Source organism: Spirosoma liriopis (assembly GCF_023196085.1).
Lineage (GTDB): Bacteria > Bacteroidota > Bacteroidia > Cytophagales > Spirosomataceae > Spirosoma > Spirosoma oryzicola.
Window position 1 is genome coordinate 106,475 of record NZ_JALPRF010000007.1, and the last position, 16,329, is coordinate 122,803.

A 16,329-nucleotide genomic window follows, 5' to 3' on the forward strand; every position below is an offset into this window, starting at 1 on the left:
ATAGACCGCGGGTTTCAAAAAATAGTATATTCCTTAAAAAGTTACTATATATTTACAAAAAGTAAAAATATTAAATAAAGATACGGTTAGCTTTTATCATTAAACGCTGATTTATCCTCATTTTAATCGATCCCTGGTAACTGCCTTTCACTTATGATTCGTCCTCTACGTTTTTTCCAGTTTCCCGTCGGCGGGCTGCTGATCTCACTGGGTTTGGTCCCGGCCTACGCTCAACAGGTGGTCAGTACCCAGCCCTCGCCTAACGCCAATGCGGTTCCCCGTAACTCGCCCATCTCCCTTACGTCCAGTGAGGCTTTGCCCGCCAGTGCGGTGCTAAATGTCTTCTCGGCGCAAACCGGTGGTAAAAAGGCGGGTAGCAGCCAGGTAACGGGATCCACGAGTGTTTTTACCCCCGCCATAGGCTTTAGGCCCGGCGAACGGGTGCTGGTGACGGGTAGTGGAATAAGCGCTGGTGGGCTGAGTCACGTCTTTGAGTTCACAACAGCGGTTAACAGAGGGACGGGCGCTTTCTTTGGTAACGATTTCGCGTTAGCGGGCTATAACCCCGTACAAGTAACGAGCGGGGACGTAGACGGGGATGGGGATCTGGACCTGGTAACGGCTAATGCCGACGACTACTCAGTGAATGTGCGGCTTAATAACGGTCATGGCCGCTTTTCGGGCGCTACCCGGTTGAGGGTAGCTGATGGTAGTCCTTTGGATGTTAAGTGTGCTGACATAGACGGGGACGGGGATCTGGACATAGTAACGGCTAATTATGGTAGCAACTACGCCGGGTTATTCTTTAACGACGGCAAGGGCAACTTCTGGGGCTCCCTTGAAACCGATGCATACATCGGTAATCTAGATAGTAACAACCCCAACAGTGTAACCTGCACAGATATCGATGGGGATGGGGATCTTGATATTTTGGCCTCCAAACGAAACGGTAACTCATCGGTGGCTATACGGTTCAATGATGGTCATGGGCGCTTCTCGGGCTCTGCCCAGATTCGGGCAGACAACAACCCGGTTGATGTAACTACGGCGGATGTTGATGGGGATGGCGATATGGACTTGTTAGTCGCTAATGGCTCCAGCACCAATAACGTCAGTATACGGCTTAACGACGGCAAGGGTAACTTCTCGGGCTCCACCGAAGTCCGGGTGGGCATCAAACCGACCGACGTGGCTGTTGCCGATCTGGATGGTGATGGGGATCTAGATCTGTTAGCGACCATTTACGAAAACAACACCGTTAGTGAACTCTTCAATGATGGCAAGGGTAACTTCTCGGGTTCTACCCAGATCGACGTAGGGCTAATGCCGGTAAGCGTGACGACCGGCGATTATGATGGTGATGGGGACATCGACTTTCTGACGGCCAATGTCTACGAAAACTCTGTAAGCGTACGACTCAACCGATCACCTTTGCCTGTTCACTTAACCGACTTCGCGGCCCGACTCCAGGTGGACTGGGTTCAACTTAGCTGGAAGACCAGCTGGGAAACCAAATTTTCGGGCTTTGAGATGCAACGGTCAACGGATGCGCTGGAATTTACGTCTATAGGCTGGGTAACCGCCCAGCCCAACGCGGTGAACGGCGCTTCTTACGGCTTTCATGATCTGAGCTTGCCACCCACCGCATCCGCGTTATATTACCGGCTTAAGCTTGTTGATTTGGATGGCAGCGTAAGCTATTCGACGATCCGCTCGGTGAGTCAAAAGACACTTGGTCTCGGGATGCTCGTGCTAGGTAATCCCGTTCGGGGCAGTCTCAAACTAATGCTAAGTAGTCCTTTGGCCCAATCAGTACAGCTAAACCTGTATAGCACAACAGGCCAGCTAGTTCATCAGCAGGCACTGACAGTGGGCGAGGGGCGTAGTGAGTGGGCCCTGGACTTGGGGCCCGTGGGGGCGGGGGCGTATGAGCTGGTACTTAGTGACAACATAAGCCGGCAGAGCCAGCGGCTGGTGATTGAATAAATACCAAGCGGGCCTGGAGATTCAGGCCCGCTTGGTATTTATTTCTCTGCCCCCTTATGCTCAATCACTTCCAAAACTAACCAATATGTATATGGTGTGTGTAGAAGCAAACCGCCCGACTCGTTTTTGTAGCTATAAAGCTTTTATAAACCTCAGTAACTAACTAGTGATCTGCTAAATAAATTTTTTGTCAAGTTAATCAATTTTACCTATAATTAAATATAACTATACGCGAGTAAGCATCTGGTTATATTTGTACTTCACAGAACGGCTTTACTATTATATTAGATCTACCTTTTACCTATTATTAACCAACTACTTAACTAATCTCTCCTGTATCGCTCAATGCCACAAACAGCTCATTCGAGTGGTTGACAAATTCTCTGGCAAAACCGTTGTGGTAACCAATTGCAAAGGAAACCGGTCAGCTGAACCAGTTCACTACAAGCGAATTACCGAGAAAGGATAAACTTAATACTTTGTTCAGTTGTACGCCGATGGGGGTACATTTTTACCTGACGTCCGATCCTCAATCGTTGACCGGTACGCTTTTTGGGAGGACCTCAAACAGTTGCCTTTCCCAATCATGCATTATATAACCAAGGGGTGTTTTTGCAGTATATTAGTAAAGCCATGATAAGCATACTGCACTCCTCAATCCGAATGAAAAGGTTGACGTGGCGTTTTTTAGGGACATCTGCCAGGTAGGAATGATTGTATCAGCGGCCTTTATCGACTTACTCAGCGGAGAATTAATCACTTTCCGATCGTACAAATCCGTAGTAATCGCCAGATAAAGCTAGCTTTCATTGGTTCGGATATATGTCAGGTCAGACACCCAGACCTGACTCGGTTTTACGGGATTAAACTGGGGGTTTAATGATACTCAGTCACTAGGTAGGTACGCCTTGAATCCGTGGTCGTGACCGCATTTTCTTCTGAATGACACTTCAATTAGCCTGCTTCATAAGTCGGGCCACACGAGGCCTAGATATCTTTACGCCTTGAGCATGAATGTCTTGAGTGGTTTTTGGACTTCTATACCGGCCTTTGCTAGCGGTGAATAAGCTACTAGTTAACTGGGTGATAGCCTCATTATCTCTGGCCCGTTCAGTAGGTCGTTGAGCTAGCCAATAATAGCCACTGCGGCTTACATGAAGTACTTTACACATCGTCTCAACGGAAAACTCAACTTGGAAAGTTTTATAAATCCGAATATTTCCCGTCTCCTATGGAGAAGATGCTTACTGCCTTTTTTAACGTATCGGGCTCTAATTCAGCTTGTTTGAGTTTCTTTTTGAGCCGCGCTATTTCTTGTTGTTCTTGGCTGAAGTGGGTCTAGATGACGGCTCCAGTACTATGAGCAGCCGCTTGTTCTCGACGCCATCAATTCAATATCTGGGAAATAATACCCAGTTCTTGGGCTATCTCTTTTAAAGATTCTTTAACTTGTGATAGCTCCACGGACATCTTTTTAAACTCTTCATCGTACTTATTTCTGGTTATTTTCATGATTCACTAAGTTAGATGAAGCTTAACTTGATGTCTAGTCAAATGTAGCAGCTTCGGTGATCTGCGCCACCATCTCATCGGCTATATCATAACACGAATAATTGCCTGTTTTTAAACTATATCAAAGGCCTAAAGGATGAGTATCTTGCTTCAAATACCTAACAAGTAGATTGTTGACTGACAATACTTATGTGCTTCATTCAAGTTTGCATATGACAACTGTATCAACGTCTAAAAGCTGGCCAAATTCGCTAATTCTTCGTATGTTAGTGCAACCAGTTCATAAAGAGCGGTTGCTAATTCATGGGTTGCTTTGGATTACTATAACACTATTTCAGTTGTACATGCACACATGGATACTGAAAGGCGCTCCTTGGCAAGCTTACCTTGCAGTGATGCTGTTTGATTTGCCCACTATAATTGTTAGTTACTACTTATTTGCGTCCGTTGGCTTACCCAAACTTTATAGTGGTAAAAGACTTTGGGTGGTCTTTTGTTTGGGGCTCATTTATACGCTGAATACCCTGGCAAATTATGTTCTATATAATTGGATCGCTAATACATATCACATTCTAACTACTGTACCCAAAGCCTTTGGCAATGATGGTTTTTTACACGCACTTTTCGGTAGAAATACTTTATTAATAAACTGGTCATTTACGCTATCAACCTTAGCCATTCCGGTAGCGGGCAAAATAGTTAAGGATATGCTGATGGTGCGCACCAAAGCCGCTGAACTTGAGCGTGATAATCTTAAGTTAGAATTACAATTTTTACAAGCCCAAATTCAGCCGCATTTCATTTTGAATTCGCTGAACAGCGTTTATTCGATGGTGGCCGGAACGAACGACGAAGCGGGGAGTGTAGTGCTGCGTCTGTCGCATATGTTACGCTACGCTTTGTATGAAACCGCGAATCCAACTATTTCGCTCGCACGGGAAGTGGAATTTCTGCAGGAATATATTGGATTGGAAGCGGTTCGACAGCACGAGCGCACAACTTTGTCCTTCCATCATGATGGCCCACTTGAGCCGTTTCTGATACCTCCTATGCTATTGGTAACGTTTGTTGAAAATGCATTTAAACACGGTATCAACTCAACCTACCGACAAGCTTGGGCCGATATTAAACTTCAGACAACCGACGAAGGTAAGCTACGTTTCCGAGTGGAGAACTCAAAGCCTTCCGATACTATCCGTCACAACGCGCCGAAACGGCCCATCGGGGTTGGTATCATCAATACAAGACGTCGGCTAAACCTTCTGTTCCCAAACCGATATACATTGATCATCCATGATGAAGTCGATACGTTTACCATTGATTTGATATTGCAACTTGAACCAAAGGCTACAATCGAAAATTCTAGTGTTGCCTCTAGCACCTCTACTTTATAATCATATGAAAAAAAATATATATACATGTCTCGTCGTTGACGATGAACCACTGGCTCAAAACCTGATCGAAAAATTCATTTTACGGCTCTCAACTCTCCGCTTAATTGGCAAAGCTAACCATGCCATTGCCGCTATCGAAGCCATCCAGCAAAATCGCCCTGACATCATATTCTTAGACATTACAATGCCCGAAATGACGGGGTTCGAGTTGCTTCAAACACTAGCTACCAACCGCCCGCAAATTATCATGACAACAGCGCATACGGAATTAGCAATAGATGGATATGCCTACGACGTGACAGATTATTTAATTAAGCCTATTCCATTCGAACAATTCCTGCGGGCAGTTAATAGAGCTATTGATCGAATAAATGGCACCAATACGCCTGTTGAAGCAAATCATAAGCCTGTTGAAGGACAATATTTCTGGATTAAAGAGGGTACAAAACTTTTACAGATCAACACTGATGACGTTGTGTACATGGAAGGCTTAAAAGACTATGTCAAAGTGCATCTAGCTGATCGAGTGGTTGTTACCTACCTCACTATGACTAAGATGGAGGAATTGCTGCCAAAGGGCCAATTTATTCGCATTAACAGGTCGTTCCTGGTTCGTAGGAAAGCGATCAAAGCCATACATGGCAATACAATCGAAACGCTTAATAAGCAGGAACTTATCATAGGAAATAGTTACCGATCCGCCGTAATGGAATCTTTGCGGAATACGTTTATTGGACGTGCAGTTCCGGAGTGAAAGCTATATCTTCATTTGGTCGAGAATTTTCTCAGGTTAGTCTAAATATATTGAGTGTTGACGCAGGTACGTTTACATTCAATCATTAATTATTACTAATGCTCTAACCTTTATAAACCAATGAAAAACGATTTTACTATCTCAACCGCTTTAACATTAAATAAAGAGCGTATTTCCTGTTTAACTAAAACGCATAAAGGAACTGACAAAAAGAAAATTAACACGACGTGGCCGACAACATCGTAGTGATGCGTTTGTTCGCAGTAAAACGTTGTAGCTGATTTGAGTAGTCAGCTACAACGTTTTACTGCGAATTCTATCCAACCAGCCCAGGCACCAGTTTTTAATAGTCTGATACCTGCTTTTTTAATACAGAGATCATGTTATTTAGTACGCTTGATTTTTATCTACTGCGTGTTCCGGCTTTACCTTTGATAATGGTGTCGCCTGTTCAAGAACAGTCCACTGGTCAACTGCAGACATTGTGGGACGATAGCAAACTAAATGAGGCACTTTTTGTTAGCTCGCCTAGATTGCACAAATAAATTATTAACCACCTGTGCAATAATGGCTGCCCACTGCCCACCACCCTGCAACGAACGCTTTGAAAACATGCTCTGCGCATAAGCAGTCGGGCCACGCCATTCGGATTAATGGCAGGTTGCTCAGTGGGAACAGTAACCAACAATACGCAGGTGACCTTCAATAGACATACACACTTTGTTCCACATCATCGACTCGACATGGATTGCGTAGCCCAAATAGTCCGAGAACTAGTGAACAAGTAGACGGTAAGGCCACAACTGCGGTTCTTTTCAACAAATGCCTCCTACATCGTTGGTGACGAACTACGTTACATAGAGTATGATGATACAGGGTCAGAGCGCCATTATTATACAGCGTCTGTGACAGCCTCGACTCCGCTAATGGCCATACTATAGCGGGCACAAACGGGGGCGACGCCTGCTCAATTGGCTGAGCTGTTAATAAAACTGCTATTGATCAGGCTACTGCGGCAACATTTGTAGATCAGCTTATTGAACAGCAATTGTTAGTTAGTGATCTTGAACCTATGCTGACGGGGTTTTCCGTGCTAACGCAACTAAAAAGTCGCTTACAGCAGTTAATTGGAACTGATTTGTTAATAGAGACCCTAATGTCCTTGCCCCGTTCGGTGAGCCAGTTTTGACTAGAATTCAAGCCGCCTGGCGGTACTCAACCGGCGTCATAAACTTCAATGCTTGGTGAGGCCGTTCCGTGTTGTACTCCACTAACCACCCCGCCACTATTTGACGTACCTGCCGGATACTCGTAAAAATATGAGCATCTAACACCTCCCGGCGAAACGTCCCGTTGAACCGTTCGATATATGCATTCTGCGTGGGTTTGCCCGGTTCGATCCAATGCAAGCTCACTTCCTTATCCAAGCACCAATCCTGCAATGCCTGACTGATAAACTCGGGTCCATTATCACTGCGTAACCGCTCAGGTTTACCATACTGCTCCACTAACCGATCTAATAACCGGGTGACTCGTTGAGCGGGTAGTGAATAATCCACTTCGATGCCCAAGGCTTGTCGGTTATAATCGTCCACCACATTCAGGGTGCGAAACTTGCGACCCCTGGTTAAGTGGTCCGACGTAAAATCCAGCGACCAGCATTGATTGCAAGCCGTGGCTTTGGGCAGCGGCTTACGCACAGCCTCGGGTAGACGCTTTTTCGTCTTTCGTCGTAAACTCAATCCTAACTTTTTGTATAATCGCCTGACCCGCTTATGATTCACTAGCTCCCCCTGCTTGCGCAACCGGCGATAAATCTTGAGCACACCCCACTGTTTATGGCGTCGAGCCAACTGCTCAATCCGACAACACAGCGCTTTGTCCTTGTCTCTGATGGCGGCTGGCTCAGCCACTGCGTTGCGACTCAGACCCACCCAGTGACAGGCTTTACGTTGACTAATCTGTTTGTAGTCAACCATCCACCTGACTACTTCTCGACGTTGGGCGGGCCTCACCGCAGCGGCGGACCGTCACTTTTTTGCCAGTGCCTCCTTGATGATTTCGTTTTGTAAACTCAGCTCGGCATACATCTTCTTGAGCCGCCGATTTTCGTCTTCCAGCTCTTTAAGGCGCTTTACTTCGGAGACCTGCATACCGCCATACTTGGCTCGCCAATTATAAAACGTGGCCTCGCTGATGCCATGTTGACGGGTGATCTGCGTGACGGTCTGTCCGCTATCCTGTTGCTTAAGAATCGCTACGATTTGCGATTCGGTGAATCGTGCCTGTTTCATTTCCCCTTTGTCAACCTGTGAAAGTTAGTTTTTTTACTCTACTTTTCACTGCCTCACTTTTAAGGGTTCAGGACACTAATGAATGTGAAGACTCAACTAGCCAAAGAGGGTACTAACGCTTGCATAACGTATCTAGTTGTTCATCAAATGCTTACTCAGCACTTTTCTGTTTCACCTCTTAAATCTCTAATTCAGACTGATTCCTTTGTAAAGACTTCAGTTAACCAACTTAATTGGCGCGTCTTGCAAACTATACTTGGGCAATTAAAACGCTTCTGCCATTACAATGTTCCCGGCGTGATGCGAGGTTGGTGAGCTTCTCACAGCGTTTTAGAGATCGCTATGAAGACCGAACTGTACCGCTATTAGTGGCTTTAGTGCTGATATTGAAGTAGGTTATGCTAAGGCTGTTGGTGAAAGATCTGATTATTCGTTCCTGCTGGATGGTCTGACATTTGCCACAACGCCTGAACCCAATACCGTTACCTGGGGTCAATACGAGAATCTATTGGAAGAAATGCTGAGTCGAGCTCTATGCGGTCGTCTATTATCCGTTGAACTGTAAGATACCGTTTTAGTTTCATTAAATACGGCTGACACATTGACACTACCTTATAGTTTTTATTTGTTTGGCAACTTGCTGGGTGCGTTACCCGAAGCTATAGATGGGGGCGATTTTCAGTTCAATCTGTTGGCTGCAGAGGGACCATTGGCGGCTAATCTATTAGGGCAATTTGGTTCCCATTCGCCCAGCTTGACGGACCACGTGCGAAGCTGCCTGCAGTGTGAGGAGGAGCAATGGCCAGACGCTATTTATGTTGAGATCATTCACTGGTATAGTAGCCGGGTGGGAAATGTTCTACAGCGGCCAATCCTGCGTGAGTTTGAGATTCCGCTTGTAAGCCTTGCATCAGTAGATGAATCTAATCAGCTCAAAATGAGTGATCTGTTGGTTTTAGTACGCTCCGATAGCAGGGTCATTTTATGGTCAGAATGTCATCAGAAAGAAGTCATTCCCCGGCTGTCTACAGCTCACAATTATAGAACTGGCCTAAGTATTTATCAGTTCTTGGCCGACTTACAAGGGCAGAACAGCTCGTTGAGCTTGTATTGGGATTGGAGACCACTTCGTGATCAGGTTTTTTAACCCGCATTACTTATCGAAACCTAATCCTAAGTCGGGCAAGGTGGACTTTGCGTTCGTCGACCCTACCTCTTTCCTCAACCGACAGTTTGATCAACCACTTACGTATAGCTCATCAGTTGCCCCATTGGGTTGCCGTCGTAGAAGGAGACAATGAACCGGTGCTCGATCTGGAAACGGACTTGGGCCAGCAACTACTGCTGACGAAGTCCAGCGGCAACCGACCGTTTGCCTGGTAGAGTGTGTAACAACGCCTGAGCGGAGCTGGCGATGAGCAGGGTGCTTACGTTAGCGAATTGGTCATCCCCTGCGAGAGACTCCTGCCTACTCTTAAGAAAACTGCCCCCGTTGAGCCAATAAACCATAGATATAGTACAACCTTGTCCGCACATGAGTTGGTAAACCGGTAATTTCAACCAGGTAGCGAATAGCTATACATTAAGTTATATTCAGGCGACAAATAGCGGACGAGCTACTCAAGGAATTGATTTTTCCGTTTTTGCAGCAATCAAGGATAGAAGGTACAGTACAAAACTGGTTCTTTATCCGATATGTCGATCCAGAACCTCATCTTAGACTACGGCTCCAGAGCAAGACTCTCCAGTTCCATGACCTAGTTCTCGAACGACTTCATAAATGGACAGAACCGTACCGAAAATCGGGGATTATATATCGGGTGCAAATTGATACATACGAACGCGAACTTCACCGGTACGGAAACTCTATAATGACCGAAGAAAGCATATTTGAAGCCGCCAGTTGAGCAACGTTACGTTATTTAGCTTAGGAATCTGATCTCGCTGATCGCTGGAAGTTTGCCTTGCGAAGCTGCAATACCTTATTGGCCGATTTTAAGCTGGGTAATCGGGAAAAGGCTAACCTTCTACGGCACTTGCAGGAACAATTTCTAGCTGAGCATCAGGCTGACCGTACGCTACGGCAACAACTCAATGCCCGCTTCCGGGTTGAACATGAACAGATTATACTTAACCTTTCCGATTATACCCCAACAGTTCATGAAATATCTGCGATCCTAACGGAAAGGTCGATACGGCTGCGTTCTCTTATACAGCGTATCTCAATAAAACGAAGCACCTTAGTTGATCAACCCCCATTGTTAGACCTATCGGACGCATATCTTCATATGAGTATAAAGCGCCTTTTTGCTTCTAAACAACGGACGCAGGAGGTGGTAATCTATCATTTTCTGGCCCGTTATTATGAATCGAACCAAGCTCGTCAGCTACAATAATAGGTTTTTAAGCTTATGCGTTTCGCGATCTGTCGAGTAATTACCGTAATTGGTCTAATTATTTTGTTCAGCCTTCCATATTAGTCTAATCTTAGGTCAGCAATTATAAACCAACTCCCCTAGCTCATGGAATCAGGCTGGAAAAACTTTTTACAAAAGGTGAACCGAAATCCTACGACGAAACGAATCTCTGGACAGGATCTAGAACTAGTTTCTAACGAACTTGCACTTGAAGTGCGGGGGGGCGATAAAGATTACTCGCCAACATACGAGCATATAGTGGCTAAACAACAAAAGTTTGTTGACCCATCAATTCTCCTAAAGCCTTAATCAACTTAAATAAACGTATATAGGTATACGTTAGCGTTATGAAATGGAAAAACATATTCTCGCTGCCAAAGCGGAAAAATCTTCGCAAAAAGATTATCGAACAGCTCAATCAGCCCGAAAGCCCCTTTGATTCCACCGAAGTGATGGGTGGTACGCCAGCAACGCCACAACAGCCGGAGGTTGGCTGGTTAAGAAGTGAAACTTCCAACACGCCTAAGTTCTAAAACACTCTCTGCTTACGCAATATGATAAAACGTCGCCAGCCGCGTATTCGGGGGCTGGTGCTAAAAGTAGCCAGCCGTTGCAATCTCAACTGCTCCTACTGCTATGTATATAATCATGACGATACGACCTACCGGGAGCAGCCCCGCCTAATGAGTAATGTAACAGTTGATTTATTACTCAGCCGGGTAGGCGATTATTGTCGCCAGCACAGGATTAAAGATTTTCAGTTTATTTTTCACGGAGGGGAGCCATTACTGGCTCCCATTTCATTTTACCAACAGTTTGTCAGCCAGGTAGAGAAATCACTTCCATCGCATACCCATGTTCATTACGCCCTGCAAACCAATGGTGTGTTGCTCACTAATGCATGGTGCCAGTCTTTAGGCGAGCTAGCCATTCGGGTAGGCATTAGCATTGACGGGACGGCAGCTGTCCATGATGCACATCGGGTCGATCATCGAGGTCGTGGCTCCTACCAAGCTGTGGTAGCAGGCCTGCAGAAGGCGCAGGAACATCCCGCATTTCGCTACCATCCGGGAGTATTAGTTGTAATCGATCCAACTACAGAACCGGAGACTTTTTTAAAGCACTTCGTTGGGTTAAACGTGCGGTCGCTTAATTTGTTGCTGCCTGATGGAACGCATCACAAATTGCCCCCACATTTTTACTCTGACAGGCTACAAACGCTTTATGGCGACTGGCTCGTCCGACTCTTCGATGCGTGGATGCTTATACCATCCAATGTGCGCCCACGCATTCGCTTTTTTCAGCAAATTATAAACCTAATTTTGGGCTTCGCGGAAGCGACAGAAGCGATTGGTCGTACACGTGCTCTATTTTTGGTTATCGAAACGGATGGAAGCATCGAAGCGGAAGATTCATTGAAGGTGTGCATGCCGCGCATTACGAAAGAAGGCATGCACCTGCGAACGCACTCACTAGAATCAGCATTAACAGCCCCACTAATTGCTCAATGTGCCGAAAGTCAACGGACCTTACCTACTGCCTGTAGACGCTGTCCTATTCGGGAAGTATGTGGAGGAGGGTTTTTTGTCCATCGTTATCACCCAGCCAGCGGCTTCGACAACCCCTCGGTCTACTGTCACGATCTGTTAAAGCTGATCACCCACATTCAGAACCAATTATTAGCTCAGTTAACACCATTACTACAGTCGCAGGCGAAAGTTAACCCTCTGTCCTATGAGCAGGCACTAGTTCTGTTGAAAGAGAGGGAGGTCAGGTAAACACAGGGGTTGGACGAGTAAATAGTGGCGTTGGTCTAAAGATTTTTTAAGGCGCCAACTAAAGATGCAACTTTTAGCTGTCAATGTGACACGGAGCGGCACGAAGGCGCCACAAGTGCTTGATTCTGTTATACTAAACAATTTAACTTTTTTATCATCATGGCAAGCAAATCACTTACAAACATCATCAATCAGTTAAAGGAGGTTGGGAACGAGTCGGAAGGCTTTAGTGAATTGACCCCTGAAGAAGCCGAAGAACTGGCAGGTGGAACTGATGTTAACTTGGGCTGTCCTCAGAATCAAAGCTGCGGACCAAACTCAGGCTGTGGTGGTACGCCCAAGTAAGGGATAGCATAGACCACTTGTGCATTATCGAATGGTACACAAGTGGTCTTGATAAATACTATTTAGACAAACAGCAAACTAAAGAATTCAATATAATATTTACCCAAGGCTACTATGAATCGTAGACTACTAGCTAATGTTCTCTATCAATTAAACAAATTAGAAGAGAATGAGTCAAGGGAAGGCGCTAGCGAATTGACCCCTGAAGAAGCCGAGGAACTGGCAGGCGGAACCGTCAACGGTGGTTGTCCTATCTCTGGTCTTATCAACACGGCTTGTCCAGGCAACTCTGCCTGTGGTGGTACACCAGCCTAATTTATGGCAAGCCTCATTAATCAATCTTTTGGGGATAGAAGAGCAAACCGTAGAATTCATTCTTGCATCGACTCGGATATACTATAAAGCACAGCGTCATGAGCTCAGAGAGTTTAACACTCTAGAATAGAATGAGAAGAGGCAAGACGATTCCTGGTGAAGCAGAGAAACTGATCGGTGCCAAAAAATCACTTAATGTAAGTTGGTCAATAATTGGGGAGTAGTGTTGAAGTTAATTCAATAGGCTAGATAAGGAAATCTACCTACCCCATTATTTATATAAATCAGCCTTGTACTGAATGCAAGCTTGTCGTTAGATATCTGCTAACGCACTTACTATAATCAGCAGTTGTAGTTGGTTCTGTTGAAAGAGAGGGAGGTCAGGTAAACACAGGGGTTGGACGAGTAAATAGTGGCGTTGGTCTAAAGATTTTTTAAGGCGCCAACTAAAGATGCAACTTTTAGCTGTCAATGTGACACGGAGCGGCACGAAGGCGCCACAAGTGCTTGATTCTGTTATACTAAACAATTTAACTTTTTTATCATCATGGCAAGCAAATCACTTACAAACATCATCAATCAGTTAAAGGAGGTTGGGAACGAGTCGGAAGGCTTTAGTGAATTGACCCCTGAAGAAGCCGAAGAACTGGCAGGTGGAACCGATGTTAATGTGGCTTGTCCTCAGAATCAAAGCTGCGGACCAAACCAGGCTTGTGGTGGTACGCCCAAGTAAGAGATAGCATAGACCACTTGTGCATTATCGAATGGTGCACAAGTGGTCCTGGTAGACCATTCTTCAAGCCAAATAGCAAACTGTAGATTTTGTTCCTGTATCAACTCGAACATGTTAAGAAACTCAAGTCAGTAGGTCTTGTCCTCAATTAACGAAACACACCAGAGGATAATTACTCGGAGTTGATAACCAAAATCACCCCTAAACTAGCCTCAAATAAAATGCAGGACGGAAAGCAATTTCACTCGTGGCAAACAACAATGGGTACAGCGTAGGCTTAATACTGTAAGTTGATTCGCACCAGGATACTTTTTGACCAATTAATTGATTTTACTTATTAATTATTTTTATAAACCTGCCTTGTCATGAATTTTAAACGTTCCCATTACATCGTAGTAACGGATACAATAGCAGGCCTAATTCCGAAACGGGTACTGCTGGCTACACGAACTGCCCGCGTACTAGTTGTCAGCGAATCGCTTCATCAAAAACTTGAGCGTGAGGCTTGGGATGAGATGCACGACAATGATTTTGATAAGTTGCGTCAAATAGAGGCAATTGTACCTGTTTCCGAAGATGAACTATCGTTGATTATCAATCGAAATAAAGCAGCTGTGGCTGATAGTCAAACGCTTTATCATGTCATCCAGCCGACTGCTATGTGCCAGCTTGGATGCGGCTACTGCGGCCAGCAGCACACCAAAGACTACATCAGTGGTAACGCAGCTGAGCGAATTTTGGAACGTATCAAAAGTAAGTTTGATCGCAAAAGGTATAATCACGTCGAGATTGCATGGTTTGGTGGAGAGCCGCTAATGGCGTACGCGCAGATTCGCGCCTTAACCCCCAAAATTCAGGAGATGGCCAGACTGCATAATTGCACTTATAGCGCAAAGCTGGTCACTAATGGATTGAGTTTAAAGGAACCGGTTTTTCTGGAACTTGTTCGGAAGCATGACATAAATACGATAGAGGTTACTCTCGACGGTACAGCTGAGTATCACGATGCTCGTCGCCATACCAAAGAAGGATTGTCAACATTCAATCTAATTTTTCAGAACCTAATCAAAATTTATAATCGTCCTGATTTTAAGGAACTGGGTTGTTCCATCTCGATTCGTTGTAATGTAGATGAGCGAAATAAAGAGAGCGTGTTACCATTGATTCAGCTATTGGCTGAATACAATTTACAGGACAAAATAGCTTATTTCTATGTGGCTGCAATCCACTCTTGGGGTAACGATGCCCATAAACTCTCACTTGAGAAGCAAACCTTTGCTGATGAAGAGATTGACTGGATTATGGAGCAGTATAAATATGGGTTTTCGCCAGGACTAGTTCCTAAATTGAATCCTGTTGTCTGCTTATCGGTTACCCCCGATGCTGAAGTATTTGATGCATTTGGTAATGTGTTTGACTGCACTGAGGTGCCCTATGTGGAGACTTACGAAAATTCCAAATACAAAGTTGGCAACGTTAATGATGGTCTGGATTCGCTATCATCGCATCGGGAGTTATTAAGCTTCCACGACGAAATTCTGGCAGGAAAATATTCTTGTACCAGCTGTCCTATGCTACCTGTTTGCGGAGGAGGTTGTCCTAAGTCATGGCGTGAGAACATGGCGGCCTGCCCGACCAACAAGTTCAATATCAAGGATAAACTTCTCATGCATTACGCAATGCGGAAAAATGGCAAAGAGGAATTTGTAGCCTTGTTAACTAATTCATAAGCCATTCCTATGAACTTTAACCATGCCAATAATACGGTTGCCGATTGGGAAGCGTTGACGGCTTCACTTCTAACCTATCAACCTCAGTCTTGGAAAGGTTCTGAAAAAACCAATTCGGATATATACACGGATGTTCTTACTCCTATAAGCCGACAAAAGGCCGGCTCGCATTGGCGTTCAGTAAATTACTTCTGGGACCAATATCAGACAGGACTCAATTACGCTCGGCAGGGCAAGCTGAGTAGTGCTGAACAAGTATTTGCCCAAGCAACTATCGCGCGCAGTGAATTTACTAACAGGGCAATGCTAAATCAACTAATTGATGTTTCAGCTTTGCCAGCATTGGCTTATCTGTGCTATAAACAGGGAAATTATGCCGAAGCTGAGCGCCTACTGATAAAATCCATTGATAGTGATGCCGAACTGGTTGCAGAAGGTATGTACATTTTAGCCTTTCATCGGGTACAGCAATTACACAACCTAGCCCGACTGCTATTTCGGCAGGGTCGGCTAAAGGAGGGTGCTTGTATGATTGACATAGCGCTTAAATTCTTGGTTTATCAACAGGTTCCAGCAATTGGTAATGGAAAAAGATGGTCTGACGAACTGACTTATCAGACTTCCGGTCAACTTCGCTCAGACATGCTCTGGCAACTGACCAACGAAACTGTCAATGTATTTTTGACATACCCTGCTCAGTCCATCGAATTGTGTCAACTTACCTTTGGAAACATGACAGGCTGGGATGCTAAAACAACTCACGAGACAGAGATACAGGCTTGGTTTACATTGATTGATCTAATTCAACTTAGTCATGGGGAAACCCGCTTATCAGATATCGTCAACTTTCTTATAACCAGTCCCCCAATATTTGATAACCTTAAAATGGTGCTAGTATTGATCATCACTCAAAATTCGGGGGTAGCTGCTAGGTGGCAACAAAGGATATTTCACTTTATAGCCCAGTTAAAACTTGGTCCAGTTCAGTATAAAACCTGCTCAACATTTGTGGCACAATTGCTTCACAACGATTTTTGATACGAGTTGTACTACTTTTTCGCCTTGTAGACA

General features: G+C 45.0%; 15 protein-coding genes and 3 pseudogenes. 16 read left to right on the forward strand and 2 right to left on the reverse strand.

The genetic code is table 11. The annotated features are described in order from the left end of the window. The first annotated feature begins 153 nt into the window (after positions 1-153). Complete coding sequence (locus M0L20_RS25660) at positions 154-1,986, forward strand: FG-GAP-like repeat-containing protein (RefSeq protein WP_248480009.1); 1,833 nt, start codon at positions 154-156, stop codon at positions 1,984-1,986. A 950-nt stretch (positions 1,987-2,936) separates the two neighbouring features. Here the strand turns inward: M0L20_RS25660 and M0L20_RS30395 are convergent. Continuing rightward, positions 2,937-3,158: an IS3 family transposase gene (locus M0L20_RS30395; protein ID WP_354004281.1), complete on the reverse strand. Its 222-nt coding sequence runs from the start codon at positions 3,156-3,158 to the stop codon at positions 2,937-2,939. 684 nt (positions 3,159-3,842) lie between these two features. Between M0L20_RS30395 and M0L20_RS25665 the strand changes: the two genes are divergently transcribed. The 4 genes from M0L20_RS25665 to M0L20_RS30405 all read left to right on the forward strand — a co-directional run bounded on the left by M0L20_RS25665 (position 3,843) and on the right by M0L20_RS30405 (position 6,835). After that, positions 3,843-4,892 carry a sensor histidine kinase gene (locus M0L20_RS25665; protein ID WP_248480011.1) on the forward strand — a complete coding sequence of 350 codons (1,050 nt, stop codon included), beginning with the start codon at positions 3,843-3,845 and terminating at the stop codon, positions 4,890-4,892. 4 nt (positions 4,893-4,896) lie between these two features. Further along, on the forward strand, positions 4,897-5,646 hold the full coding sequence (locus M0L20_RS25670; protein WP_248480013.1) for a LytR/AlgR family response regulator transcription factor: 750 nt from the start codon (positions 4,897-4,899) through the stop codon (positions 5,644-5,646). A gap of 623 nt (positions 5,647-6,269) precedes the next feature. Continuing rightward, the gene (locus M0L20_RS30400) at positions 6,270-6,434 is read left to right on the forward strand and encodes a lantibiotic dehydratase (protein ID WP_354004287.1); all 165 of its coding nucleotides are present in this window, start codon (positions 6,270-6,272) and stop codon (positions 6,432-6,434) included. Between the two features lie 209 nt (positions 6,435-6,643). After that, positions 6,644-6,835 carry a hypothetical protein gene (locus tag M0L20_RS30405; protein WP_354004288.1) on the forward strand — a complete coding sequence of 64 codons (192 nt, stop codon included), beginning with the start codon at positions 6,644-6,646 and terminating at the stop codon, positions 6,833-6,835. A 7-nt stretch (positions 6,836-6,842) separates the two neighbouring features. On the opposite strand, the pseudogene M0L20_RS25675 reads toward M0L20_RS30405, so the two are convergent. Next, positions 6,843-7,940, reverse strand: a pseudogene (locus M0L20_RS25675) (IS3 family transposase). A 598-nt stretch (positions 7,941-8,538) separates the two neighbouring features. Here M0L20_RS25675 and M0L20_RS25680 point away from each other — a divergent pair. The 11 genes and pseudogenes from M0L20_RS25680 to M0L20_RS25720 form a co-directional block, all read left to right on the forward strand. Further along, a pseudogene (locus M0L20_RS25680) lies at positions 8,539-9,087 on the forward strand (lantibiotic dehydratase); the annotation flags it as partial. A 47-nt stretch (positions 9,088-9,134) separates the two neighbouring features. Next, positions 9,135-9,323, forward strand: a complete 189-nt coding sequence (locus tag M0L20_RS30210) for a lantibiotic dehydratase family protein (RefSeq protein WP_262924023.1) — start codon at positions 9,135-9,137, stop codon at positions 9,321-9,323. A gap of 221 nt (positions 9,324-9,544) precedes the next feature. After that, positions 9,545-10,336 (forward strand): annotated as a pseudogene (locus M0L20_RS30410) (thiopeptide-type bacteriocin biosynthesis protein). Between the two features lie 126 nt (positions 10,337-10,462). Further along, complete coding sequence (locus M0L20_RS25685) at positions 10,463-10,666, forward strand: hypothetical protein (protein ID WP_248480015.1); 204 nt, start codon at positions 10,463-10,465, stop codon at positions 10,664-10,666. Positions 10,667-10,704: 38 nt separating this feature from the next. Next, positions 10,705-10,890, forward strand: a complete 186-nt coding sequence (locus tag M0L20_RS25690; RefSeq protein ID WP_248480017.1) for a hypothetical protein — start codon at positions 10,705-10,707, stop codon at positions 10,888-10,890. 21 nt (positions 10,891-10,911) lie between these two features. Next, entirely contained in the window at positions 10,912-12,135 is a 1,224-nt protein-coding gene (locus M0L20_RS25695; protein ID WP_248480019.1) for a radical SAM protein, read from the forward strand. A gap of 159 nt (positions 12,136-12,294) precedes the next feature. Then, positions 12,295-12,480, forward strand: coding sequence for a hypothetical protein (locus M0L20_RS25700; RefSeq protein WP_248480020.1), 186 nt, complete (start codon positions 12,295-12,297; stop codon positions 12,478-12,480). Positions 12,481-12,594: 114 nt separating this feature from the next. Continuing rightward, positions 12,595-12,795, forward strand: a complete 201-nt coding sequence (locus tag M0L20_RS25705) for a hypothetical protein (protein WP_248480021.1) — start codon at positions 12,595-12,597, stop codon at positions 12,793-12,795. Between the two features lie 547 nt (positions 12,796-13,342). Continuing rightward, complete coding sequence (locus M0L20_RS25710) at positions 13,343-13,528, forward strand: hypothetical protein (protein WP_248480022.1); 186 nt, start codon at positions 13,343-13,345, stop codon at positions 13,526-13,528. A 365-nt stretch (positions 13,529-13,893) separates the two neighbouring features. Beyond that, on the forward strand, positions 13,894-15,258 hold the full coding sequence (locus M0L20_RS25715; protein ID WP_248480023.1) for a radical SAM/SPASM domain-containing protein: 1,365 nt from the start codon (positions 13,894-13,896) through the stop codon (positions 15,256-15,258). A gap of 9 nt (positions 15,259-15,267) precedes the next feature. Further along, complete coding sequence (locus M0L20_RS25720) at positions 15,268-16,296, forward strand: tetratricopeptide repeat protein (protein WP_248480024.1); 1,029 nt, start codon at positions 15,268-15,270, stop codon at positions 16,294-16,296. The last annotated feature ends 33 nt before the right edge of the window (positions 16,297-16,329 follow it).

Excerpts from the sequence above, each read along its gene's own strand:
- M0L20_RS25695 (WP_248480019.1), top strand. The coding sequence starts at position 10,912 with ATGATAAAACGTCGCCAGCCGCGTATTCGGGGGCTGGTGCTAAAAGTA.
- M0L20_RS25710 (WP_248480022.1), top strand. The coding sequence starts at position 13,343 with ATGGCAAGCAAATCACTTACAAACATCATCAATCAGTTAAAGGAGGTT.
- M0L20_RS25660 (WP_248480009.1), top strand. The coding sequence starts at position 154 with ATGATTCGTCCTCTACGTTTTTTCCAGTTTCCCGTCGGCGGGCTGCTG.
- M0L20_RS30395 (WP_354004281.1), bottom strand. The coding sequence starts at position 3,158 with ATGTGTAAAGTACTTCATGTAAGCCGCAGTGGCTATTATTGGCTAGCT.
- M0L20_RS25665 (WP_248480011.1), top strand. The coding sequence starts at position 3,843 with ATGCACACATGGATACTGAAAGGCGCTCCTTGGCAAGCTTACCTTGCA.
- M0L20_RS25670 (WP_248480013.1), top strand. The coding sequence starts at position 4,897 with ATGAAAAAAAATATATATACATGTCTCGTCGTTGACGATGAACCACTG.
- M0L20_RS25705 (WP_248480021.1), top strand. The coding sequence starts at position 12,595 with ATGAATCGTAGACTACTAGCTAATGTTCTCTATCAATTAAACAAATTA.
- M0L20_RS25690 (WP_248480017.1), top strand. The coding sequence starts at position 10,705 with ATGAAATGGAAAAACATATTCTCGCTGCCAAAGCGGAAAAATCTTCGC.
- M0L20_RS25685 (WP_248480015.1), top strand. The coding sequence starts at position 10,463 with ATGGAATCAGGCTGGAAAAACTTTTTACAAAAGGTGAACCGAAATCCT.
- M0L20_RS25715 (WP_248480023.1), top strand. The coding sequence starts at position 13,894 with ATGAATTTTAAACGTTCCCATTACATCGTAGTAACGGATACAATAGCA.
- M0L20_RS25700 (WP_248480020.1), top strand. The coding sequence starts at position 12,295 with ATGGCAAGCAAATCACTTACAAACATCATCAATCAGTTAAAGGAGGTT.
- M0L20_RS25720 (WP_248480024.1), top strand. The coding sequence starts at position 15,268 with ATGAACTTTAACCATGCCAATAATACGGTTGCCGATTGGGAAGCGTTG.